The organism is Candidatus Tumulicola sp. (assembly GCA_036490475.1).
Classification (GTDB): domain Bacteria; phylum Vulcanimicrobiota; class Vulcanimicrobiia; order Vulcanimicrobiales; family Vulcanimicrobiaceae; genus Tumulicola.
On sequence record DASXDT010000005.1, the window covers coordinates 397,763 to 422,911 of the forward strand.

Below are 25,149 nucleotides of genomic sequence, written 5' to 3' on the forward strand. Positions count from 1 at the left end.
TCTCACGGGGAATACCTCGTATCGTAAGCGATAATTTTTTCGATCTGCGAGTCGAGCAGCCGCAACGAGTCATCACTGCCACGCAGCTCGATGTGTACGTGATAGTAAGATAGGTCGCCATTATACTCAGCGGTCACGAATGTATAGGTACACCGACAACGTTCGGCGAGGTTGATGATCCGCGCCAGGGTTCGCGCGTCAGCTAGCTTCAGCAAGCGCTTCATGCTGGCGACCCGTCCATCATATGGCCGACGCTCGTTCCGGCCGGAATTATGGGCCAGACGTTTTCGTGAGGATAACACGAACAGTGCAGTAAGGCCGCCCGGGGTTCGCGGATAAAGCGACCCATGGCTTCGGCGAGATTCGAGCGCGCGTCAACACGTTTCGAATTGATATCGTAGGCCCGAGCGAGGAGCGTAAAATCGGGGTTCTCGGGCAGCTGCGTTTCGGAATAGCGGCAGTCAAAGAAGAGTTCTTGCCACTGGCGCACCATTCCAAGGTGAGCGTTGTCGATGAGCAGAATTTTCACGGGAAGGTTGTATCGCCGCAGCGTTGCCAGCTCTGCCATTGACATTTGAAAGCCACCGTCGCCAACGACCGCGAACACCGGTCTGTTTGGGTGCGCGATCTGCGCACCAATGGCTGCCGGTAGGCCGAACCCCATGGAACCCAGGCCGCCGGATGAGATGAACGATGTCATATCACGAGGTGAAACTCTTTGCGCAGCCCACATTTGATGCTGCCCCACGTCTGTAGTCACGATTGCGTCGGTAGGTAATGCCGCAAAGAATGAATCAAGCGCATCGGTTGCCGATAAATAGCGGTCCTGACTAGCATCGATTGGCAGTGATGCACTTGGAGCGAGCGTCAGGCGCAGCCATTCCGAGCCGACGTGCATTACAGTCGTCCGCAGGCGGGCGTTGAGTTGTTCGATAGTTCCGCGCAAGTCTCCATGCAGCGCAATATCCACGCGAACGGTTTTTCCAAACTCGCTGGCGTCAATGTCGGCATGGATAATGTCGCGCGCATTCGGTGCGAAGGTTTGAGGATCGCCCGTAATCCGGTCATCGAAGCGCATGCCGAGCGCAACTAGGCAATCCGTTTGCTCGATCGCAAGATTTGCACGCCTCGTACCATGCATGCCGGCCATTCCGAGAAAAAGGGGGTCGCAAGGATCCGAGCATCCGAGCCCATGAAGCGTAGCACAGTGCGGTACTCCGAGGAGACGTAACAAGGCGCGATAGGCAGCCGTGGCACCGCTCCAGCGGGCGCCTCCGCCCACCATAATCAGGGGCCGCGTTGCACGTCGCAGCGCCTCAACAGCCGCCTTAACGCTTACGGCATGCGCTTGTCGAAGATCTCCCTGCTGCGCCGCGGTATCGTTTCGGCTCGTGCCCGCGTAATCGGTGGACGCGTCCCTTGTAAATGCACGCCGTTCAAGACGCGCTTTTAGCACATCCGACGGCAGATCCACGAGTGCGGTCCCCGGCCGTGGCCCACGCGCGCTCTTAAAAGCTGCACGTAGCGCCGGTTCAATATCCTGAACGTTTCGGACCACCTCACTGCGTTTGGTGATTGCTTGCGTGATGCCGACGATGTCAATCTCTTGAAAGGCGTCAGTACCCATCATGCTGCTTCGGACTTGACCCGTGATCGCCACTAGTGGAACGTTGTCAAGAAGCGCATCCGCGATCCCGGTAACTAGGTTCGTCGCTCCGGGACCAGATGTGGCCATGCAAACGCCAGTACGTCCGGTTGTGCGCGCATAACCGCTTGCCGCAAACGCAGCTGCCGCTTCGTGTCGCACAAGAATATGCCGCACGTCGTGACTATACAGAGCGTCGTACAACGGCATAATCGCGCCCCCGGGATACCCGAAGATGACTTCAACGCCCTCATCAGCAAGAACATCGAGCGCAATTTCAGCGCCGGTTCGAGTTTTCAAAAACCTTAAACCTCCATAAAAAAGAAGAGCCTCCGCATCGGCGGAGGCTCTTCTGCTTGCTCTTCGTTATGCTTACGCAGTAGCCAACCGTCGCCGATCCTTGCAGCAACGAATAATTATGGCGACGTAAACGACTTGCGGGACGGTAAACATTTGCGCAACCTTATCACACGATGCTAGGTGTGTCAACCGCACTTACGCTCATGAACGGAGAGAAGTTGCAGTACGGTTCCGTTGAGGCGCGCGTTGCGAAGGTCATGCAGTAAGCGTAGCGGACAAACCGACAAGGGTTGTTCACGCGTTAAGAGCGGGCATATCAAGGTTGTCCAATACCCCTCGTCGCCAGAACATCATTTGGGGAAGCCCGGTTCGCGGACGATCTCCGCAATCGGCGTGCGGGTCGGCTCGGCGCAACGCAGTGCACTGATAATTTGTGCGTCGACTATCCTGACTTAGGCAATGGCGCTCCTCTCCCTTGATCGGGATTTCGCCATCATTTCCACCAACCCGTGGCGAAAGATCTTGGTAGAACAACCATGTTGGGAAAGGCATCCGCATGCGAAGTTAAGGATCACGAACCGACGTAGCAGCTTTCAGTCTCAGTAAATTGCGAACAAAGACCGATTCAGGCTGATCCTTGCGATAGTCAGCCGTTCCAGAGCACTATTCCGGAACGTCGGGGCTGATAGCGGAGCCAATTGGCTGCTCCAAGTTGGTAAGGCTGGCGATTGGACTGCCACCAGCCGGGAAGTTAAAGATGTTCGCTCGGGAATTTACCGAGTCGGGCCCAAGCAGCCGCGAGCCTTTGATCGTTGCTTGGGGAATATCGCACAGGTTAACCTTGCAGCTCATGACGACCGAGCTAGTAACTTTATACGTTGTCGGATCAACGAGATAGAACGTCGGCGGAAGAGTGACCTGGTCGCCCACCACCATTGTCTTTGTCTTACCTGACCACGCCACAGTGCCGGGGCCGAGAATGGTCGCGCCTCCGAGTGTGATCGGCGTCGCCTGCCCGTTGCTCGTGTCGAGTGCGACGAGGCCCGCGCGATAGCTTCGGGTTATGCCAGAAACCCACACGGTGGACGTGTTGTTAACATAACCGACGAAAAAATCCTGATAGAGGCCGGCGTTGAATTCGGTCGGGCTTCCGGTGCCTCCGGGGTAAACGATAACGTTACCGCCGGCACTAGAGCTAGGCCCATACAAGTTTGAAACAGCGAGATCTCCCGTCTTCCTGTTGATCGCGCAACCGCCGGGGTAGCCATCAGGATCTTTCAGCGCTTTTATGAACGCGCCGCTGTGTGAGTACACATCGATGGTAGCGGTTTGGAGGTTTGCGATGTATACGTTTCCTTTTCTATCGCTACACATGCCTGAGGGATTGCCGAATTGTTCCGGCGGCGAAGCGAGCTGGCCGATGTACGTACCTGTCGGATAGGCATACATTTGGACTGCGTTCGCTTCGCCGTCGCTGATAAAGGCCGTTTTGGTGTAGCCACAGCAGTTCGGCTTGATCGCGTGCGTATGTAGACGGACGCTGCCATGGTGTACTGCGACCTTCGCGAGAAGTACCGAAGTCGAGAAAACCTTCCCGTTAAAGAGCGCCTTTATAACACTGGGCTGCCCGGCCGCTGCAGGAGCTAACTCCGAACTAGCGCCGCTGCCGCAGCTTGTCAGAAGCGCAACGGCGGCAGTAAGGCAGACTGCATACTTGGTCGGTTGAGAGATATTCATAGTGCTGTCCCTTTCTAGCATTTCAAGTCTGCCGCGGCCAAAGGAAAGGACGCGAAAACACCTAGTCCTCAAAATGCAAGCTGTGGTTATGCTTTTTAAAAGATCGTAGAAGCCGTGAAAATCCGTACTAGAGTTGCAACCGTTGGAAGCACGAGCACGGGCGTGCCTTATTAACGCGCAAGTCTCTCGGCCTGAAAGGTCCCACGGTCTCGCGGCTCTTGGCGGCGTTGCTGGAAGATCGCGTTCGAAGCCATACAGTTCACGGTGCTCAGTCCGGATTTTTGAAGTCCTTTCCACTTATAGCCCACGCCTCACGCTTCTTAGTAGGAAATGAACATTTACTCAAAACCAACGCGGTCAAACGACAAGCGTGGCTGCAATCGTGCGGAGGAAAGCGGCCGGTACAAGCGCCCGACGCCCTCCATGAATCAATTTTGGATGTCCAAAAGGACTGTCTGTCAAGGCTATCTCGTCTGGTCTCCAGCACTGAGGACCACACCTTCGGGGACCCAACCGGAAGGTAGCACGACCCGTTTCCCAGGTTGCGGGCTTCCACCCACTGGATATGCCCACGTATCGACCACGTCATTGTTAACATCAGCGCCGACGACGCCCTTCGCTCCTGTCTTCAGAAACGGTTGCACCACCTGAATACCGTACTGTCCACTAAGAGTGGTTGCAATGCCATTCCCCGTTAGGGTTCTACCCGAGAGTGTTGCCTGGTACAGGACAGGCGCACCCGACTCGCTCTGTTGATCGCCCACTATGAAGTTTTTGCCATCGAACATTACTGCGCCGGCACGGCTGATGGTAAGCTTTTTCATTATTAGTGAGACCAATGAAGAGCCGCCCATCGGAAGTTCATCGACGGCGGTCGTGAACGGTGGATAATATTCACCAGGTTCTTCAGCCTGGACCAAACAGTTGCCCTTCTTGTCATAGCCGGGAAAGTAGACGTACCAATTATTCGGTTCCGAGTACGTGGTCGACTTGCCGTTGTGGAAGACTACCAACTGTCCCTTGCTAGTAGCCCCGCTGATTATGCCCACCGCTAGATCGCCATTAACCGGATTAATCGCGCAGCCGACTGGAGATTCGTTCGGGATATCGAACGTCGCGATCGGCGATACGCCTCCATGCGCATATTCTAGGACATTGCCAGGATACGAGTTGGCGATGTAGACGTTCTGAGCCTTATCTACACACATGCCTGCAGGTCGCTCCAGTCCCGTTATTGTTCCGATCAAGGTCTTCGATGGGTACTTGTACATGCGTACGACGCTGCTATACCAGTCCGAGACGTACAAAAGCTCGCTCTTCGCGACGTTTTTCGCCATCGATGATTCGAGCTGACCGCTGCTGATCCCAAGTTGAACCCCGGCGAAGCGACCTGCTTTCGCTTGATCTCCGGTGATCGCGCTCTGTACGGCTATGGGGGTTGGTGGTTCGCTCCCGGCTCCATTGCTGCAGCCCCCAAGCATCCCCGCAACCAGCAGCGAGCCCAGTAAGCATTCCCTTGACCGTGACTCCTTCATGAATTAATACTCCCTACTTCCAAGACCGGCGACGCGGAAACCTCGCCCTAAGCGGACGCTCCGCGATTGTATAAACGTCGTAAGGACGGCGTCAAGGGTAAGGTGAGAAATTGGAGGGCTGTGAGAAAACAACTCTCACCGAGCAATCTCGTCTCTCAGGTCGCGAGCCTCCTTGGCATAGCGAGAGTCGCTCATAATGGAAGCCGCGGCCTTGTACGCGTTGTATACGTCCATACGACTTCCACTATGCTCTTGGATATCTATGCATGCCCGGATTCGTTCTTGGGCTAACGGCTTATCGCCGATCGCATCAGCGCCAGATGCGATGAGGCATTGCAAGGCCCCATCTAGACGCGTCAGGCCAGTCGCGGAGGCAATTGGCTGAGCCGCACCTGCAACTTTGAGACTTGCCTTGAGGCGGCCACTCTTCGCGAAGTATTCAGCAAGCAGTATTCGAAAGAATATCCAGTGATGGCTACGCTCGGTGAACCTATCGTTGAGCCCGATGAGCAGTGTTCCGACATGAGGCCATAACGGGGTGTTGAGCAAAGCAGCAGCGACGGAGAGACGAACCCAGCCTTCGAGATAATGACCCCCAAAATCTTTGGACAAGCTCGAAGCCTGCTTCGAATATGCCAGAGCTTCTTCCGCGTTACCAACCATTGAATTTACAGTCATGAGATCAGCCACGGCAAGCACAATACTGGAAAGAGACTTGCTATTGCGAGCCAGTTCGAGAGCCTCGCGGTATGCATCAATTCGGCGAGCGATATCGTTACGCTCGGATACATCGGGCGCAATCCACTGGTGTCGACACTCGAGGCGAACCGCATAGCTTTTGAGAGGAGACGAAGCTGGCAAAGCAGAGGCACATTCCAGGGCGCGCATCGCCAAAGTCTTCGAACGATTGAAATTGCCGACAACCTCGTATTGGGCGCTACACTCCATCAAAGATTCTACGATCACTGCTGTACGCGAAGGGTCGAGCACGAGCGCGGCCGCGGGGGCATCATTCAACGCATCCTGTGCGATCTCCAGTGCTTCCGCCGAATGTGGTCCGTCAAAGGTTAGTCTGGCGAGACCAACCTTTATCTCGCAACGAGCCAGCGCAGCTTCGAGAGCGTCTAGCTGGCTGGGGAAGTTCAATAGTACTGCGGCATCATCAAGCGACGACCGAGCTTGAAGTGGGCTACCGCATTCTCGGTGAACAGCTGCAGCGATGCATAGGGCTCTTATTTTGGCTGACGCGGATGCACGCACCGCAATGTCTTCACAAAGTCGCAGGGCTCCCGCAAAATCGCCGATCCAGAATCGCTGTTCGGCCACACCCAATCGCGCATTAGCAAGATCGCTCGCGACTTGGACTACAGGACGGGGCGACGATCCGGCTTTCGAAATTATCGCTGTGATTCGCAGACACAGGCGAGCCTTGTCGCGATAATATTGTTGAACGGACAAACCTAGCTTGCTCGCCGCCACTCGATACGTTTCCCGACGAGCGTAGAATTGCTCGAACAACAGTCTGTTCCTCCGAGCGCGTTGTACTCGCCCCGTCGAAAGATCCTCGCGCTCGCATTCAACGGCCGCGGCTCGAATAGCGGTTCTGATACGCACCAGCGCATTGTTCGCGCTGTGGGTATCTTTAGTCGACTGCGTATCGAAGTATCCTTTAGTAATTGGGTTTCGTTGCAGCTCTTCAGGATGGTCTAAGTTGCGAAAAAGATGCTGCGTTGCGGCTCGAATAGATCTTGTAATATTTGCGCGGGGCATCTCTACCTCTTGATTTCTGTCACACTTTACTGACCAGTTCATTCCCTCGTAAAGGGACGATTAGGATCGAGCCACCTGTTCCATTCTTGCGACCTTCAGCTCCAGCCAATCCGCGTATAGAGTTCACCGAAGCGGTATCGCTTACATCCAGGTACCGCGAACCGTTCCATCCTTCCCCAGTTTGAAGCAGAATCGCCGTGGTGTAAGGCAACACTGAAGCATAGCCAAGCGACCGGCGTCGCTGCTACGTCAGTTCAGACGCTTCGCACGCGCGGAAAAGAATGCGGCGTTCTGATTTGCCAACGGCGTCGATGAGTCCGTGATGCGAATCGAAGTCTCGCGATCGACGCTCGCGCGGTCGACTCGAAGGATCGACCCGAAACTCGTCACCACCCAACGGCCGGCATCGTGCGCGTGTCCGCAACTCAGCAAATCTTTGCGCGGAGCGTACGAACGGTTCTGGCTACGTCATGGTACGCGAATGCTAAACTTCCCTTCCGGCAGTTCGGACGGCGTTCTTCGTGCACGCTGGACATGCTCGGGCATGTTGCGCCATGTCGCAATCGCTCGCGCGGCGCACTCACACACGAGTAGGCAACGGTAGAAGAACGTCCACGTCGTACCCGCCGTTTCCACTCGAGCAGTTACGTACGGAGTTAGCGCCGGATCCCATAGCAGTCTGCCTCGTCGAAGAGCTTGATCGGGAATTGCAGAGGCCGATGCGTGCGCGGGGCAAGATTTTGTCGCTCATCGAGACGTTTAACAATACTGCGTCGGTAACAACGGCTACTGCAACGATGGTTCAATGGTTTTGCACAACCCCTCGATCCCAGAGCATGTCGTTCAAACCATTCCCTCGATTACTGGCGGTTGACCCATACTCGAAACCGACGAAGCAGCCGCGCCATGTTGCAGACCCGCTTGCCCGTTGGACTCCACTCGCGAGCGAAACTATAATCGCCGAACCAGCTCAGCGAGAGAGTAGAGATCTTGCCTGTGCATCAAAATGATGATGAGAACTGCATAGTTCCTATGGGAGGAGGCGCTCCTTCGAACCGATGAGTGCGAGCGGTCCGCGGATTGCCATTCGAGGCTCTTACGTCATCTTGTCCGGCTAATACGCATAATGCATCAGAATCAATAAGGCCAACAAAGCGCCACGCACCGAAACCGCAAGCATTCTTCGGCAAAACGGATTCGTTGGGATGCCCGAACTCCGAGTTGTCTCTAGCATCTTGCGCACAGTTCACGCGAGCAGCGACTAGGCCACTTGCTGAGTGCCGGATGTATGCGAACCTCTCACGGCGTCGAGCCTGCCGAAGCTCTTGCGTGCTCGATCGAACACTCCAGCATTGGCAATACCAATTTGCGCGCTCTAGGCGCGGCGACGTGGAACGGCAGAATTGCCACGCTTCAAGGGTAGCGAGTCTCTTATCGCATCCAGAGATGCGCCTAGAAAACGTCAACCCAATAACTTCGGCCATACGAAGCTCGTCGATGCTTCTCGATACATCTCGCCGTCGAGGAGGGCACAACAACTCCGCTGACTTGCGCTATCCTGTAACTGTCATCTTGGGGCCTTTCGAACGCCATTGCGCCCGAGTTAATGTTGGTTCACGACGGAGTTGAAGATCGCTGGCGTAGGCGGCCTCTATCGGCGGCGCCGATACCGGCCTTATGGTCTTCGGCTGTATTCGGCTCGCACGTCGGAGCGTTGATCCTCGAAGTGCAGTCTATTTTCCCTTCCTCTGCTTTACTGAGAGAAACTAGTCCTCGCCCCAGCCCGCGCGGTCCCGATCTACTGTGCTCGCGTCGGCCCTGGGACGCCACCATATTCCCCGATAGCGGAAGGCAGACGCTGCCGCCGCTGCCTCCGATGAGGTAGTTTAAGTTATGCGCGACTTTGAAGATGTTCGAACGGCGCCGCCAAGCCGCCTGATGCTTCAAGCAAATGCTGTCCGCAAGGGAGCCGGCGTCGAGTCGTTCTTCGTGAAGGAGATGACAACATCTACTTTTCTAACCACGGCGCCGATAATGTCAATATTAACCACTAGGCTCAGGCGGCTTTCCAACTAAAACTCCATGCCGCCTAACCTACGTTCAAGGCGTAGCGCATAGCACGAAGAGCGGTGAATGAGACGACTGCCACGATCCGTCAAAGGTGATCGTGGCCGCTGTCATCGTTCGGCGCTATGGTGCGCGTTGCTCTTTCCTAGGAGTATTTTCGTTAAGCCAACAGCAACGAGTGCACGTCAGCCGGCCTACCCGAAGATCCGCTACGTCTGTGACAAATGAAGGTTCTGGGTCACGTCCAAAATATGCGCCAGTTCGCACTCCGTTTTCAACCTTAGCGCAAGCTTTTTGGGAGTGGGCACGCAACCGAAAGTGCCCTAGAACTCGTAAGGCGTAGTCGCGAACCCTGACACGTTGTTGAATCCGTTCGCGATGATGTATTGGTATTTCCCCGATGGCCATGCGAAGCGGAGAACCTGATTATACTGAGTCCAATCCGAAGAGAACAGGAGCTTCGCCTTATAATTCAGCGCGAAGTTGAACGGTTCGCCGCCGTCCGGCATGGTGATCGATTCGGACGGTTTCGTCTTTCCCGGCGGAAACACAAGAATTGCAGACGGATAGACCTGTTGTGCCACAAGGATATCTCCGACCGGATCAACTTGAATGCCACCCCCAAATTGGAACGCGAGCTTGAGTTCCGTACCGGTTTTAGCGTTTGGTCTATATTTCTTCACAAAACTGTACGGAACGTTACCTTCGAGGACGTCGTACATCACGTAGAGGTTCTGCTGCTTATCGAACGCGACGGACAGTGGCGCGCCGCCATCGAAATCGGACAGGCGATACTCCTTCTTTGGGTTACCTTTAGGGTACACGGCAACCCAACCGTTGTAATCTCCATTGAAGTCCGCAGTGTATATCGTTCCATCTTTGGCAACAGCGACATCGCTCGGGGCATCGATATCGGTGGTAAAAGTGTTCGTCGGTGATGTCGCGCCTGGCGCATACATCTGCAGCTCACCAGGAATTGTCTTATCCCCGTCCTGCGCGCTCTCATCGGCGACGTATAAGTTTCCTTTTCGATCGGTTGTAAGGCCGCCGGGATACGCAACTCCGTCGGTGATCGTCGCGATCGGCTTTTGGCTCTTGCCTTCCTGTTGAAAGACGTCAATCGTGTTCTCGCCTAGATTGGAAACGTAAACGATTTTCGAACCGGACTCCATAGGGTACGGGCGCCCCCCGTTCACATCTTTCGACGCGTGCAGCGAACCGAAAGGTATCGAAGCGCCGTATGCACCAAGCGGATACATGTGCATATTAAGCATCGGTATGCGCGACGCAGACGAAGGAGAACTTGGGCCGGTAGTTAGTTGCGGGGCTGAGCCAGCGCCAGCACAACCTGCGAATAGCGTCGCGACGATTGCGACGCCTGCAGTACGCGAAAATCTGATGGTCATAAGAGCGCGGTCCTTTCGAACGGAATATAAGTTCGCTATTTGCATGAGAGGGACCAGCCCGCTTGTCCTACTCAAGAAGAGAACAACAAAAAGAAAATGCCTCCCTAGGCAGCGATGCGGAACTTCACTCGACTGAGGCATATGTGCCTCGACATTGTACAAACGTCGCAAGGACGGCGTCAAGCGCAATGTGAGAAAGCGGGATACTGTGAGAAAATGACTCTCACCGATCAATCTCCTCTCTCAGGTCGCGGGCCTCATTGGCGTAGCGGGAGTCGCCCATAATGGAAGCCGCAGCCTTATACGCGTTGTAAATTTCCAGAAGACTGCCACTTTGCTTTTGAATATCTATGCTTGCGCAAATCCTCTCTCGAGCTAAGGCCTTCTGACCCATCGCGTCAGCGCTCGAGGCCATGACACATTGCAAGGCTCCATCTAAACGCGTCTGGCCAGCGCTGGATGCGATCGGCTGAGTTTCGCTTGCAACCTTGAGGCTGGCTTCGAGGCAGCCGCTCTTTGCTAAGAAATCGGCAAGTAGTATTCGATAGAATATCCAACGGTGGCTTCGTTCGGTGAACGTGCCATTCAGTCCAATCAGGAGTGTTCCAGCAAAGCACCGGTGCGGGGTGTCGATCAACGCTGCGGCAACACACAGGCGAACCCACCCTTTGAGGTACTGGCCTCCAAAATCTGCGGACAAACTCAGAGCTTGCTTCGAATACTCCGATGCCGCTTCTACGTTACCAATCAACGCATTTATGGTCACGAGATCAGTCAACGCAAGTACGATGCTAGGAAGAGAACTGCTTTGACGAGCCAGTTCGAGGGCGTAGCGGTATGCGTCAACTCTGCGGACCACTTCGCTACGCCCAGGCACGTCGCGCGCAATCCATTGGTGTCGACATGCGAGACGAATCGCATAGCTTTTAAGGGGGGACGATGCTGGCAAAGAAGAGGCGCATTCCAGCGCCCGTTTCGCCAGTCTATTCGAACGAATGAAATTTCCAACAATCTCGTGTTGTGCGCTGCACTCGATCAAACATTCTACGATCACTGCTGTACGCGAAGGGTCGAGCACGAGCGTGGCCGCGGGGGCACCATTCAACGCATCGTTCGCAATCTCCAGGGCATCCGCCGAACGTGGCCCTTCAAAGGCTAGTCTGGCCAAGCCAACCTTCACCTCGCAACGAGCGAGTGCGGCTTCGATAGCGTCTAGCTGGTCGGAGAATTTCAGTAGTACTTGGGCATCATCAAGCGACGACCGAGCTCGTAGTGGGTTACCGCATTCTCGGTGAACAGCTGCAGCGATACATAAGGCTCTTATTTTGGCTGATGCGGATGCACGTGCCGCAATGTCTTCACAAAGTCGCAGGGCTCCCGCAAACTCGCCGACCCAGAAGCGCTGTTCGGCCACACCCAGTCGCGCATTAGCAACATCGCTCCCGCCTTGGAGTATAGGGCGGGGCGACACGACGGCTTTCGAAATGATTGCTGTGATTCGCAGACACAGCCGAGCCTTGTCGCGATAATATTGTTGAACGGACAAACCTAGATTGTGCGCCGCCTCGCGGTACGTCTCCTGACGAGTATAGAACTGCTCGAACAACAGTCTGTCTCTCCGAGCGCGTTGTACTCGTCCCATCGAGAGATCCTCGCGCTCGCATTGAACGGCAGCAGCTCGAATAGCGGTCCGTATACTTCCCAGCGCGTCGTTCGGCCTTTGGGTATCCGTGGTCGCCTGCGTATCGAAGTATCCTTTAGTAATTGGATTTCGTTGCAGCTCTTCAGCATGGTCCAGGTTGCGAAAAAGATGCTGCGTTGCGGCTCGAATGGATCTTGCAAGATTTGCGCGGGGCATCTCTACCTCTTGATTCCTGTCGCGTTTACAGAGGAACGGTTAGAATTGACGCACCTGTTCGATTCTTGCGTCCTTAGGTTCCAGCGAAGCCGCGTTTTAGAGTTCACCGAAGCGGTATCGCTTACATCTACTATGCAGTGGACCGTTTCGTCCTTACCCAGCTGAAGCAGAGTCGCTGTGGGGTAAGCCAGCATTGAAGCATAGCCAAGCGACCGGCCTCGCTGCTATGTCAGTTCAGATGCTTTGCACGCGTGGGAAATAATGCAGCGCCCTGATTTGCCGATCATGTCCATGGTCCGCGATGCGAATCGACTTCTAGCGCGATCCGCGCTCGCACGCGGTCGACTCGAAGGATCGAGCCCGAAACGCGTCGCCACCCAACGACTGGACATTGTGCGCCTGTCCGCAACTCAGCAACTCTTCGCGCGGAGCGTACGAGCTGTTGGGTACGTCATGTGCGCGAATGCCAATGTACCCTGCCGGCCAGCTCCGGGCCGTTCGGATGGCCTTCCTCGTGCACGCTGGACATGCTCGGTGATGTTGCGCCATGTCGCAATCGCTCGCGGCGCACTCACACACGTGTATGCAACCGTAGAAGAACCTCCACTCTTTCGGTCTTCGCTGGTAGACTCACGAATTTCTAAAAGCATTCGAGCGACAAAGGGACCTCCGATATCGCCTATGCTTTAGCAGATTGATTGCTTCGCGTCGTTGAACTGAGGACTACCACAGTCTGCGGTCCTCGTGTCTGGAGGTCGACCACAACTCCCATACGACATGCGCTAACTCGCTGTTTTGTAAGTAACGCCATTCCGCACGATCAAAAAGGAGCGGCGACTCCATTATAACTCTGCGATACGCGTAAAGCGAAACGTGCTAAAATCTTCGTCGCTCAGGGACGTCGTCGATAGAAACGGCAATGGCTTCGCATGCCGGTCTTCCTCGGGCAATGTCGTACCGGCATAGTCGGCGGCAACACGATCGGCGATGGTGATTGTCGCGAGATCTATGCCGTCGAGATCACGATGTAACCGCAGCATTTTATCCCAGCTTGGACTTGATCCTAGCGCGGCCCACTTCAAAGCCGTCTCCAACGAGATGCCAAGGAGGCGCGCGAGCATCGGCGCCTCGATATTGCGCAGCAGTCCCAGCATCGCGCTCGTTCTAATATCCCGCCATTTTAGTTCTGGCGGGATCGCGCTTCGCATTGCCGTTATCCTCAACGGCCGACCGGCGAACTCCGAACTCGCAAACAAGTAGGGGTTTGCTGGATCGCGTTGCGGGCGCTTGGAAAATTGACGTCGCAACAAATCCGGAACAGGCTCCGGTAACTGAAGCCAGACATCCCCGAATCGTATCGTCTTGAAATCAACGCCGATTTGAGAACGGTGGATTTCAGCAATTCTGCTGAGCATCTGTGCATAAAAGCCGCCGAAGATGAGCACTAGACGGGTCCGAATGCTCAGGCTCTCGTCAGTTAACGCGCGACCCAGCACCTGCGATATTCTCTGTTGGTCCGTTGGCTCGCGGGCTGGCGCGCTGGCCCGGCTGCGGGCCACTGTGAGTCGGTCGCTACGCCTGCGCGATCGATTAAGCCATCGGACGAACGGACGTAACTGAGCTCGCTTTCCGAAGCTGCCGGCCTTGACAAAATCATTGTATTGCCCTTGAGTAAGGCCTGAAAGCAACGCTCCGGACGCCCGCAGGTATTGCGAAAGTGCAACAAGCGCTCGCAAGCATACGCGGCTGTTTCCAAACGTAGGATCGACTCGCTCTTCGTGCTTGGCCCTTCGTCTGGTCAACGGTAGCAGCCAGAACGAAACATACTCAACGATAACACGACGATCAGCCGGCTGAATCTCACTCGTTTGCTCGCGTACACGCTGCAAAAAGCGATCAAAGTCAAGGTGCAATGGTAACAATAGTCCGCATTGCACGAGCGCGCTTCGTAACATCCCTATGGCTCGTCGCCGAGGCCAGGTGTTTAGCGTGGCGTAACTCATAGGCAGTTGACACAACCCTTCAAGGATATCTGCGTTGCGTTGCGTCCACTCTCCAACAACTCGCGCAATTTTCGGTGCGAGCCAGAGGTCCAACAATGGCGCCAGGTGCGGATAGGGCTTGAGTATTTCGATTAACAGGTCTCGCCCAGGGTGGTAGCACTTGTCGCAACGATCGCCCGCGCCGGGCGGCCCTGGAATCCCTACTTCATTGCAAACCGAACAAAGGATCCGCGAGCGCGAGTCCCCGCCGCAGCGCTTGCATAATCTCTCGCGCTTAAGCCAGGCGAGTTCTCCGCACGAGGCGCATCGTCTCCGGCGTGCCTTATACGGCACTGCGCGGCAGTCCAGGCACAAGGACCGACGCTTACCGATTGGCTGCTTGCACCGCACGCATGGAAACCAATCCGTATATCGCGCGCGATAGCAGCGGCCGCACAGATCGACGACGTTTTGCCGCTTCGTTCTTTTGCCACAGTCGCGACAAACGATGGGCGGTCGAGGATAAATCTTGCGATAGCATCGTTCGCAACGCCTGTCGCTAAACTGCCTGCGCTGCTCGCCGCAGTCGCGGCACTTCACCGTCTCGGGGCTGCGCCGGTGCGAGTTGTTATAACACTGTTTGCACAAGCCCTTCGCGCAATGCGGAAGGCGCTGCTCGCAGTCCGTGCAAATGATGAAAGGCCTCATCTAGGTCAATCGAACTCGAGTTACCGGAATCGCCGGCTGGGTTTTCTTCTTTACGCGCGGCTTCGGCGCCACTGCGTCTTCACTTCCAACACCGATGATGTCGCCGGTCGTACAATCAAAAATGGCGCAAAGCGCCATTAGCGTAGCCATTGACAGTCGCTCCGGCAAACGCTTGACCAATCGAAAAACCTGTTCGCGCGAAAGATCGACGCCCTGCTCGGCCAACTTCGGACGCAGGACCGACGTCTCGTTCCAGCCGCGTTCTGCCATGAGTTGCGGCAGTCTCCAGTGCATCTGTTTCATGGCTTCCAATACTCATCCGGAATGGCATCGGCGACGGCCGCAATGTCCGCGGGATCAATGAGCGGCTTGAGCATCTGCGCGTGCGCGTGGCGCATCACCGCGTTGAGAAATGGATCGCCCAACGAACTCGTATACGTCGCCATCGACCCAAGGTGCGTGTGGCCGACCTGCAACTGAATGAATTTTGCGGGATAACCGGCTTCGATCAGATGCGTCATGTAACTATGCCGGAAGCAGTGGATCTTGAACTCCGGACCGATGCCCAACTCGTCGCGGATCTTCGCCCAAATGTCGTCAAGCGCCGTAAGGCTGAGGAAACTCTTGCCGTTCTTCTCGCTCGGGAAAAGTGCCGTGGACGCGGAATCTCCCAGCAAGCGGGGACGAACGAAGTGCACGTACTCGTGCAGCACGCGCACGACCCAATCGAACTTCGGCACGGTACGAACGAACCGGGTCTTGGGGCCGCTGCCGTTGCTGCCTTTACCGTGCCGTATCCAGATGCCGGCATATTGTCCGTAGTCTGGAAATTCGGCCGACGGCGAGAAATCATGCGGGTTGACAAGCAAACGACCTTCGGTATTACGGATCCCGTAGGCGTAAAATAATTTGAAAATTGCGGCATCTCGAGCGGCAGGCGCTTTAGATTTGCCTTTAGCCGCCTCGATGCGGTCGTCTAGATAATCGAAAATCTGCGTGAGCATCGCTCGTGAAAACGGCAATCGCTTCGTTTGGCGACTTTGAGAATCGGCGCTGCGTTTGATCGAGTTGAGCGAATCGAAGATCACGATCGGACCACGCCCAAACTGTTGCTGGCATTGCAGCGTCCATGGGGCATGAGGATCCGGGTAGTCGGTGTCGCAGACGTACTCGCAGAAACGACGTACCTGTCCTTGATATCCGCCAGCCGTGGTGAGCTCGAGCTCGCGGCCACCCTCTAGTGACGGCAGCCGCCAGAGCTCGTCGATCCAAATTTCGCCCATGGCGCGCGTCCATTGCCACGGATACGGCGCTTCGAAATGCGCGTCGGCCCAGCGCGAAAACCGTTGCACGACTCCAATGGTGAAGCTGGCATCGTAGCCCCGGGAGCCGCATCGCGCGGCGAAGCCGCGAATCATCGATTGGAAGACTGCTTCGCCGGCCACGGCGAGGCTGATCGGCACGACCGGCGCGACGATTCTTAGTGCAGTGGCGGTACGTCCCATAAAACACCCCTAACGCCGGCCCGCAGGCCTCGCTCTACTGTTGCATCTATCGAACATACGTTCGATAGTCGGGCGACGTTGCCTTGTTGCACCCGATGCAACACGTGATTGTTAGATGCAACGGGCGCCCGAGGGCGCCGCTGCGAGCGAAAGGGAGCGGCGAGAGGGACAGCGCCTGAACGCGCGCTGTCAGTCCGCCTCGTGTACGACCCTGCTAGGCCGCCTGGAGCCCGCGTATGGGCATTAACAACTGACTGAGCTTGCGCAGAAGCGACGTCATGTTGTTGCATTTGAATAACCGAGGGAAGTCCGCAAATTTCGGATATCCCTTCGTTCGGATGTTCACGACTGTCGTAAGAATATCCGAAGCGTTAGCCATTAGAACCGTTCGGATATTCGCAGATCGAATTCTCCGATACTCGGGAGACACGTAAACTCTACGTTGACATGCTTGACGCGACTCCGATTGTGAACTCTGAGTTTGGATACTTACGCGTTGCGCCGCCATAAGCGTTGCAACAAGATCCAGGAACCGTGAGGTTTCGGGACAATGGCGCAAAATTATCACGATGATTTTACCAATGATGCGCGAAGATTAACGTAAAGTCTTTTACGTTTTCCTGTGACACTGGATGCAACAGATGGCCTTAACCACACGCTACTTACTTTCGGCAGGTGGACCTGGAACTACTGCTTTCAGGAAACTGGAAACAGTAGTCTAATTCTCTAACGATGCAGCCTACAGCGTGGCTTTATCTGGTCGTGTCGACGTCTCGTCAAGCTGAAACGCTTGGGGAACAAGAAGCGTGGGCGACCGCAGCCGCAAATGCACACGGCTGGGCGATAACCCGCACGTTTCAGGGAACGGCAAGTGGTAGAACCGGCCCACGCAAACTGATTCAAGATCTGCTGCAACAACTCCGGACAACACACACGGCACAGCGTCCGGCTCGCGTCTTGATGACGCGGCTGGATCGCGTTGGACGGGGCGACACCCTGCAAATACTGGTCGCTATCGATGAGATTATGCGTCTTGGCGCAACGATTCACACGCGCGAAGACGGCGATGTGATCATCCGCACCTCGTCGGATATTATCAAGCCATTCTTCCGAGCTCTTACAGGCGGCCTAGAGAACGAAGCGCGCGCCGACAAGGCTCGAGCCGGCCACGCCAGGCGAAAATCAGCTGGATTGCACGACGGCCACGCTCCTTACGGGGTCGTTCTCATCGAGGGGCGGCCCCGTCCGTTCGAACCCGCCGCCACAATCGTCAGAACGATATTCAAGCTGCGGGCGCAGGGCCTTGGTCTTCGTACAATCCGCAAACGCATATTGGAGCAACATCCGCCCCCGAAATCGCTAAAGCACGGGCGGACCAAGACAATATCGTGGGACAAATCGACAATCGCGATGATGTTGAAATGCTCGACGTATCGCGACGTTGTGGTTCCCGCCGACCTATTCGATCGCATTTCCGTAGTACAGCAACCGGATCCACTATTTGTAAAATCGGGCGAGGGAACATGGCCATTGGCTGGGGCAATCGTCTGTTCGTGCGGTCGAAAATTGTCCGGGCGAATGTCCGGCAGATCACCTGCCAGGCACCGCTATTATGTCTGCTACGATCACTCGGACGGCAGACAGCCGCATTTTCGCGCGGAGTACGTTGAGGCCGCATTCGCTACGATCCTCGAACAACTCGTGGCATCGAGCGAACTTCAACGGACGTATAAATCACCAAGGATCTTCGCCAGAGCCATGCGCGAGCGCGTACGCGACCTTGAAGCCGCACTGCGTGATGCCGAAAGCCGGCGCCGCAACGTGCTTGGTCATGCGGAGCTATTACCACCCTCGTCGGAATCCGCTACTGCGCTATTCGACCACTTGAATGACGTAAGTACTCGTAAACTCCGGTTGGAACAGGACCTCGCGGAGGCGCAGCGCGACCTCGCTCAAGCTGACGTCCTGCGACGACAAGCTGCCGATGCCGGCGAGATCCTTCGCACCCTGCCGGCGATGTGGGCGACGTTGGGACTCGACGATCAGCGCAATGTCGCACGGGTGCTGTCAGAAATCCTCGGCGGCATTCGTCTTGAAGCGATCTCGACGAGCAGAGACATTAAATTCGCGGACCCACCGGCCGCACTCACAACTGTCTACGTCTGCTTGCAGATGTAATCGTCGACGCCGAGTTCGAATCCGACGACACGGTCGACTTCGTCGCAACGGCCGGTCAACATCACGATCGGAAGACTCGGTCGTTCGCGTTTGAGCGTGCGCGCGACTTCGAAGCCGTCGATACCGGGCAATCCGATGTCGAGGATCAAGAGATCGGCCAACGTGCGCGCTCGCCGTAACGCTGCCGGCCCGTCGGGTGCGGCAGCAACGAGAAAGCCTTCGCGCTCGAGATGATGCGCGACGATGTCGCGAATGGCGGTTTCGTCTTCGGCGACGACGATCGTTTGCACGGGCACGATAGCGACAGTGCCCGTTACCGCTTACGAGTTAGACATCTGCCAGTGGCCCGAATTCTGCCGCGTGCAAGCGTAGCGTGCGATAGATCGTCGACGCCGCAAAGCCTAAGCGTTCGAGCTTACGCGCCAATGCGGGATACGAAGCTGCCGGCTGGCGTCGCTGCAATGACGCCAGCGCGATCGAGCAGCGATCCGATTCGCTGCGTTCGAGTTCGCCAACGGCCTGCGTGGCCGCGTCGCGCTCGATCCCCTTTCGGACTAACTCGCCAACGAGTCGAGCGTCACCCAGCGCGGCACGCTTGGTCTCGACGTACAACCGCGCGTACAGATGGTCGTCGACGAAACCATCGCGCTTACAGCGTTCGACGGCTTCGCGGACGCCGTCGCCCGGAAAGCCTCTGCTCTCCAGGCGTTGCCATAACTGTGCTTCGGTAAGTCGACGGCGCGCGAGTAGGCCGAGCGCACACGCGTACGGCGTCACGAACGCCTATGCTTCGACGGCCGCGGTCCCGTTCGGCGAAGCCACCTTCAAGAGCGCTTCGCGGATCTTGGTTTCCAGCTCTTGAGCCATATCCGAATGCTCTTCTAAGAATGCCTTCGCGTTTTCGCGGCCTTGACCGATACGTTGATCGCCGTACGTATACCACGAACCGCTCTTGCCCACGAGGTTTTGATCCAATGCGACGTCGAGAATCGAGCCCATCTTGGAAATTCCGCGGCCGTACGTGATATCGAACTCGGCCTGCCGGAACGGCGGCGCGACCTTATTTTTGGCCACTTTCACGCGCGTGCGCGCGCCAACGACGTCTTGACCGATCTTGATGGTTTCGAGCTTACGAACGTCGAGACGAATCGACGCGTAGAATTTGAGTGCGCGACCGCCCGACGTCGTTTCGGGGCTTCCAAACATGACGCCGATTTTCTCGCGCAACTGATTGATGAAGATCATCACGGCTTTACTGCGCGAAATCGCCGACGTGAGTTTGCGGAGCGCTTGCGACATCAGGCGCGCTTGCAGACCGACGTGCGTGTCGCCCATATCGCCCTCGAGTTCGGCCTTCGTAACGAGTGCTGCGACCGAGTCGACCACGATCACGTCGACCGCATTACTGCGGGTGAGCATCTCGGCAATGTCGAGAGCCTGTTCGCCGGTGTCGGGCTGCGAAACCAATAGGTTGTCGAGATCGACGCCCAATGCAGCCGCATAGTTGGGATCTAATGCGTGTTCGACGTCGATAAAGGCCGCCGTCCCACCGTTCCGTTGTGCTTCCGCGATTGCATGCAGCGCCAACGTGGTCTTACCGCTGGATTCGGGACCGTAGATTTCGACGATTCGTCCGCGCGGAAGTCCGCCGACGCCAAGTGCCAAATCGAGTGCGATCGATCCGGTCGGAATGACCTCGAAGGCCATGCGCTCTTGGAAATCTCCCATGCGCATAATCGAGCCTTTGCCGAACTGACGCTCGATCTGCGCGAGCGCACTATTGAGTGCAACGTTCCGTTCGTCCGATGATGCCATGCTGATCCTCCTACGTTAGTGTTGTCGCAATATGGGGCGGCGCTTAACCAGATTCGCATTGGATAGTGCCACCTGGGTGGCATTGAGGACGCAGACCGTCATGAATGTGCTCCGGCCGGTGCCTCATCGAACAACGCCTCGATGAACTCTGCGGGAACGAAAGGCGCGAGCGCGTCGGCCGTCTCTCCGAGGCCGATGAACTTGACGGGAATTTCCAGTTCGTCGACGATGGCGACCAATACACCGCCTTTGGCCGTCGAATCCAACTTGGTGACGATCAGACCGGTGAGTGGCGCGGCGGCGTGAAACAATTTGGCCTGCGAAATCGCATTTTGTCCGGTCGTTCCATCGAGCACCAAGAGCGTTTCTGCCGGAGGCTCGCCGACTTCGCGCTCGACGACGCGGCGAATTTTTTTCAGCTCTTCCATCAGGTTGATCTTGGTTTGCAAGCGTCCCGCCGTGTCGATCAACACGACGTCGACGTTACGCGCTTTTCCGGCGCGAACGCCGTCGAACACGACCGAGGCCGGATCGGCGCCTTCGGCTCCGCGGATTAATTCGCTGCCGCTGCGATTGGCCCAAATCGCCAACTGTTCGGCCGCTGCGGCGCGAAAGGTATCGCCGGCAACTAATAGCACGCGTTTGCCTTGTTTGCGTAGGCGCAGCGCCAATTTTCCGATCGTGGTCGTTTTGCCGCTGCCGTTGACCCCAACCACCAGAACGACCGCCGGCTTTCCGCCCAACTGTAGTTCGGCCGACGGAAGCGTGAGAAAGCGTTCGACGTCTTTTTGGAAGCGCGCGACCACACGATCGGTGGTTTTCCACGCTTCTTGTTTTGCGACGGTTTGCAAACCGGATACGATTTTCTGCGTCGTGGGCACGCCGAAATCGGCGACGATCAACGTTTCCTCGAGCTCGTCCCAAAACTCGGGCGTCAACGGCGTACCCGGCCGGCCCAGCCGCTGTACCGCTGTAAATGCTTCGCGCGCCTTGCCGAGCGATACGCGAAGTCGCGAGAACCAGGTCACGGCCGTCCGTCTTCTTGGCTAACTATCGAACTCCTGTTCGCTAGTTTTGATCTTTTTGGTTCAGCAGCGGGCGGCGCGAACCGCAAATACGAGCGCTTGGCCATAGAGACACGCTTTGTCACGCAGTGTGCGCACGGCGTCGTCTTTTTGCAGCGCGTCGGCGAAGCGTGGGAAGCGCGCCAACTGCTCGAACAGCACGGCGTAGCGAGCCGGCCGGCGCTCCATGAAGCGCATCAGCTGCACGCGGTGGACCAGCCGGTGAACGAACTGCGAACCGACCCGTCCGGCATAGCGTGCCGCTGCCCGCACCGGATCGGACCGGTCCGCATTCAGCGCTTCCGCCGCCAGCCGGCCGCTCATCGCGGCTTCGTAGATGCCTTCACCGTTGGTGGCGTCCACCAACCCGGCAGCCGTGCCGCCGAGCAACACGTTGCTGTCGCAAAAACGCGGCCGTGGATCGCCGCCGTATAGCAAGTGGCCTTCTTCTTTCACCGAGACGACGGTGCGGTGCGAGTACAGCCGCGCGCGCACGCGCTCGGTAAATGCGTCAAGTTCTTCGCGCAGTTCGAGCCCGGGAAGTTTGCCGACGAGCCCGAGGCCGATCGCCAAGTGATCGCGTTTAGGGAACATCCACGCGACGATCTGCCGTCCGTCGCGGGCGGCATAGTAGTGCAGTTCCAACGTCCTGTACGCGATGTCGACGGCCGGCGCGTCGAGATAGACCCGATATTGGAGCGTCGTCATGAGACCGTCGCGCCAGCGGTCGTATTCTAACCGTGAAGCCGATTCCGATTCGGTACGCACGCGATCGAGATTCACCGTGGCGCCGGATGCGAGGAAGACGTTCCGTGCCGCGATCGTGCGACGTTCTCCGGCACGAAGATCGGCATATTCGACGACGGCGCGTTTACCATCGCTTTGGATGGTCCGAAAGAGCGACTGAGTTCGGATATCGGCGCCCTCACGTGCCGCTAAGGCGGCCATCGTCCCGTCCAGCTCTTCGCGCGTCGTGGTGTGGCCCGGTCCAAACATGACTTCGTGCTCGCGGCCGTTCGTATCGAACAAGGCCAGGCGCGGCGTATCGAAGTGGACGATCTCCCGCGGCAGATCGAACTCTTCGCAAAATCCCGGACGTAGACCGGCGGCGCAAACCCGCTTGGCTCCGACGACGGCGTCCTTCTCGAGGACGACCGTTTCGAGCCCCGATCGGGCGGCTTCGCGTGCTGCAGTGGCCCCGGCCGGCCCGCAACCGACGACGAGAAGATCTACCGTTTCCACAAGCGCGACGTTCGTCGTCGGCGTGCGCGGTCCGCCAGCTTGGCCGCGTTCGAAAAGGACTCACTCGCGACATCGCAGTAAGCAGGCCGGTCGGCTCGCCCTCGAGCCTGACCCATACACTTTACCCCCGCTCTACTTTTTAAGGACAGGAATGACGGCAGATACGGCGATCGCGGCCGGTTTGATCGGCGGCGCCCTTGCGGTACTCTACGGAATCGCGCTGACCTTCTGGGTGCTCCGGCAACCGGCAGGCAACGAAAGGATGCGCGAAATCGCCGGGGCGATCCAGGAAGGCGCCATGGCCTTCCTCCAGCGGCAATACATGACGATCGGCATTGTGGCCATCGTGCTCGCCATCGTAATTTGGTTCGCACCAACGCTCGGTCGCGAAGCCGCGATCGGGTTTTTGATCGGCGCCATTTTATCGGGCGCGGCCGGATTCATCGGTATGATCGTGTCGGTACGTGCCAACGTCCGCACGGCCGAAGCGGCCCGAGGCGGCATCAAACCGGCGCTCAACGTGGCCTTCCGCGGAGGCGCCGTCACCGGCATGCTGGTTGTCGGCCTCGGCCTTCTGGCGGTTTCCGGTTACTACTGGATTCTGCTGCAAGTCAACGGCGGCGATCAAAGCACATCGCTGAACGCGATGGTCGGTCTCGCTTTTGGCTGTTCGCTGATTTCGGTGTTCGCGCGTCTCGGCGGCGGCATTTATACGAAGGCCGCCGACGTCGGTGCCGATCTGGTCGGTAAGGTCGAAGCCGGCATCCCCGAAGACGATCCGCGCAATCCGGCCGTTATCGCCGACAACGTCGGTGACAACGTCGGCGACTGCGCCGGTATGGCCGCCGATTTGTTCGAGACCTACTGCGTCACGACGGTGGCCGCAATGTTGCTCGGCAATCTCGTTTTCGGCGCGACCGTGCCGAACGCGACCACCTTCCCGCTGTTGATCGGCGCGCTGTCGATCGTGGCTTCGATCGTGGGCACGCTGTTCGTCGGTGGCGGTAACATTAAAAAAGATCGCATCATGGGCTCGCTGTACCGCGGTATGGCCGTCGCCGGCGTGCTCTCGATCGTCGGCTTCTGGTTCATCTCCCAATACGCGTTCGGCAGCGCCGGCAGCATCTCTCCGCTTTCAGTATTCGTCTGTGCGGTCGTCGGTGTGGTTATCACCGGTGCGATTACATTCATCACCGAGTACTATACGGGCACGCAGTTCCCGCCGGTACAAAACATCGCGAAAGCATCCGTGACCGGTCACGCGACCAACATGATCGCAGGCTTGGCCGTTTCGATGCAGGGCACGGCGTTGCCGGCCATCGTTCTCGTCCTCGGCATTTTGGTGAGCTACGCGTTCGCCAATCTCTACGGCGTCGCGGTTGCCGTTATGTCCATGCTTTCGCTAGCGGGTATCGTCGTCGCGATCGACTCGTTCGGACCGATCACCGATAACGCTGGTGGTATCGCCGAAATGGCCGAACTACCCGAAGAAGTTCGCAATGTGACCGATCCGCTCGATGCGGTCGGCAACACCACCAAGGCCGTCACGAAAGGCTACGCCATCGGTTCGGCCGCGCTGGCCGCCGTCGTGCTCTTCGCAGCGTTCTTGCAAGAACTCATCAAAATCAAGTGTCCGGGTGCGACCGTCGGGTCGTGCGTCGACGACGTACGCAACTTGTTCGCGATCGGCAATCCGTACGTTTTGTGCGGGTTGTTCATCGGCGGTCTCTTGCCGTACTTGTTCGCATCGCTGTCGATGGAAGCGGTCGGGCGCGCCGGCGGCGCGGTCGTCGAAGAAGTCCGCAGACAGTTCCGCGAGAATCCCGGCATCATGGAAGGAACCGTTCGTCCGAACTACGCGACGACGGTCGACATCGTGACGCGTCACGCGCTCAAGGAAATGATCGTGCCCGCGCTGATTCCGGTCGGCGTACCGGTCGTCGTCGTCTTGCTGGCCGTATTCGGCGTACTGCCGGGTAGCACGGGGGCACAGATGATGGGCGGCATCTTGGTCGGTTCGATCGTCACGGGCTTGTTCGTCGCCATCTCGATGACGACGGGCGGCGGCGCGTGGGACAACGCCAAAAAGTACATCGAAGACGGACACTTCGGCGGCAAAGGTTCGATCGCGCACCAAGCGGCCGTCACCGGCGACACCGTGGGCGATCCGTACAAAGATACGGCCGGTCCGGCGATCAACCCAATGATCAAAGTGCTGAACATCGTAGCCTTGCTGCTGGTCGGTTTCCTGGTCCGGTAGCTCCTCGCGTACGTGAACGTTAGCGTTGAGGGCGCGCAGAGCGTCCTCAACGTTGCTTGCCGTCCGTAAGTACCGTG

At 57.2% G+C, this 25,149-nt stretch carries 16 protein-coding genes; 2 read left to right on the plus strand and 14 right to left on the minus strand.

The genetic code is table 11. The features are described 5' to 3' along the window. Nucleotides 1–220: 220 nt before the first annotated feature. From ilvB to VGF98_05525, 9 genes are all read right to left on the minus strand, one after another. On the minus strand, nt 221–1,945 hold the full coding sequence (gene ilvB, locus VGF98_05485; protein ID HEY1681068.1) for a biosynthetic-type acetolactate synthase large subunit: 1,725 nt from the start codon (nt 1,943–1,945) through the stop codon (nt 221–223). Nucleotides 1,946–2,608: 663 nt separating this feature from the next. Continuing rightward, the gene (locus VGF98_05490; GenBank protein HEY1681069.1) at nt 2,609–3,682 is read right to left on the minus strand and encodes a hypothetical protein; all 1,074 of its coding nucleotides are present in this window, start codon (nt 3,680–3,682) and stop codon (nt 2,609–2,611) included. Between the two features lie 464 nt (nt 3,683–4,146). After that, the gene (locus tag VGF98_05495) at nt 4,147–5,217 is read right to left on the minus strand and encodes a hypothetical protein (GenBank protein HEY1681070.1); all 1,071 of its coding nucleotides are present in this window, start codon (nt 5,215–5,217) and stop codon (nt 4,147–4,149) included. Nucleotides 5,218–5,352: 135 nt separating this feature from the next. Then, the gene (locus VGF98_05500) at nt 5,353–7,029 is read right to left on the minus strand and encodes a hypothetical protein (protein HEY1681071.1); all 1,677 of its coding nucleotides are present in this window, start codon (nt 7,027–7,029) and stop codon (nt 5,353–5,355) included. A 2,348-nt stretch (nt 7,030–9,377) separates the two neighbouring features. Then, entirely contained in the window at nt 9,378–10,694 is a 1,317-nt protein-coding gene (locus VGF98_05505) for a hypothetical protein (protein HEY1681072.1), read from the minus strand. Further along, nucleotides 10,684–12,066 carry a hypothetical protein gene (locus VGF98_05510; protein ID HEY1681073.1) on the minus strand — a complete coding sequence of 461 codons (1,383 nt, stop codon included), beginning with the start codon at nt 12,064–12,066 and terminating at the stop codon, nt 10,684–10,686. The genes VGF98_05505 and VGF98_05510 overlap by 11 nt, the downstream gene beginning before the upstream one ends. Before the next feature lie 1,094 nt (nt 12,067–13,160). Next, complete coding sequence (locus VGF98_05515; protein ID HEY1681074.1) at nt 13,161–13,814, minus strand: hypothetical protein; 654 nt, start codon at nt 13,812–13,814, stop codon at nt 13,161–13,163. A gap of 1,194 nt (nt 13,815–15,008) precedes the next feature. Continuing rightward, a complete protein-coding gene (locus VGF98_05520; protein HEY1681075.1) occupies nt 15,009–15,311 on the minus strand; it encodes a helix-turn-helix transcriptional regulator in 303 nt (100 codons plus the stop codon). Then, entirely contained in the window at nt 15,308–16,513 is a 1,206-nt protein-coding gene (locus tag VGF98_05525; GenBank protein ID HEY1681076.1) for a tyrosine-type recombinase/integrase, read from the minus strand. Before VGF98_05525 ends, VGF98_05520 begins: the two co-directional genes overlap by 4 nt. Nucleotides 16,514–17,245: 732 nt before the next feature. Here VGF98_05525 and VGF98_05530 point away from each other — a divergent pair. After that, nucleotides 17,246–18,691: a recombinase family protein gene (locus VGF98_05530; protein HEY1681077.1), complete on the plus strand. Its 1,446-nt coding sequence runs from the start codon at nt 17,246–17,248 to the stop codon at nt 18,689–18,691. Here the strand turns inward: VGF98_05530 and VGF98_05535 are convergent. From VGF98_05535 to VGF98_05555, 5 genes are all read right to left on the minus strand, one after another. Next, the gene (locus tag VGF98_05535; protein HEY1681078.1) at nt 18,670–18,981 is read right to left on the minus strand and encodes a response regulator; all 312 of its coding nucleotides are present in this window, start codon (nt 18,979–18,981) and stop codon (nt 18,670–18,672) included. The two genes, VGF98_05530 and VGF98_05535, sit on opposite strands and share 22 nt — an antisense overlap. Before the next feature lie 37 nt (nt 18,982–19,018). Further along, nucleotides 19,019–19,468, minus strand: coding sequence for a regulatory protein RecX (locus VGF98_05540; GenBank protein HEY1681079.1), 450 nt, complete (start codon nt 19,466–19,468; stop codon nt 19,019–19,021). 6 nt (nt 19,469–19,474) lie between these two features. Beyond that, nucleotides 19,475–20,506, minus strand: coding sequence for a recombinase RecA (recA, locus tag VGF98_05545; protein HEY1681080.1), 1,032 nt, complete (start codon nt 20,504–20,506; stop codon nt 19,475–19,477). A 98-nt stretch (nt 20,507–20,604) separates the two neighbouring features. After that, on the minus strand, nt 20,605–21,534 hold the full coding sequence (ftsY, locus tag VGF98_05550; GenBank protein HEY1681081.1) for a signal recognition particle-docking protein FtsY: 930 nt from the start codon (nt 21,532–21,534) through the stop codon (nt 20,605–20,607). Nucleotides 21,535–21,594: 60 nt separating this feature from the next. Then, nucleotides 21,595–22,812, minus strand: a complete 1,218-nt coding sequence (locus VGF98_05555) for an NAD(P)/FAD-dependent oxidoreductase (GenBank protein HEY1681082.1) — start codon at nt 22,810–22,812, stop codon at nt 21,595–21,597. A 151-nt stretch (nt 22,813–22,963) separates the two neighbouring features. Here VGF98_05555 and VGF98_05560 point away from each other — a divergent pair, with 151 nt between their 5' ends. Next, nucleotides 22,964–25,072 (plus strand): sodium-translocating pyrophosphatase, encoded by a 2,109-nt coding sequence (locus tag VGF98_05560; protein HEY1681083.1) that lies wholly within the window; start codon nt 22,964–22,966, stop codon nt 25,070–25,072. Nucleotides 25,073–25,149: the final 77 nt, after the last annotated feature.

Bases quoted from the DNA above. Each gene is read 5' to 3' on its own strand.
- VGF98_05490 (HEY1681069.1), bottom strand. From the start codon at position 3,682: ATGAATATCTCTCAACCGACCAAGTATGCAGTCTGCCTTACTGCCGCC.
- VGF98_05495 (HEY1681070.1), bottom strand. From the start codon at position 5,217: ATGAAGGAGTCACGGTCAAGGGAATGCTTACTGGGCTCGCTGCTGGTT.
- VGF98_05500 (HEY1681071.1), bottom strand. From the start codon at position 7,029: ATGAACTGGTCAGTAAAGTGTGACAGAAATCAAGAGGTAGAGATGCCC.
- VGF98_05520 (HEY1681075.1), bottom strand. From the start codon at position 15,311: ATGAAACAGATGCACTGGAGACTGCCGCAACTCATGGCAGAACGCGGC.
- VGF98_05525 (HEY1681076.1), bottom strand. From the start codon at position 16,513: ATGGGACGTACCGCCACTGCACTAAGAATCGTCGCGCCGGTCGTGCCG.
- VGF98_05530 (HEY1681077.1), top strand. From the start codon at position 17,246: ATGCAGCCTACAGCGTGGCTTTATCTGGTCGTGTCGACGTCTCGTCAA.
- recA (HEY1681080.1), bottom strand. From the start codon at position 20,506: ATGGCATCATCGGACGAACGGAACGTTGCACTCAATAGTGCGCTCGCG.
- VGF98_05560 (HEY1681083.1), top strand. From the start codon at position 22,964: ATGACGGCAGATACGGCGATCGCGGCCGGTTTGATCGGCGGCGCCCTT.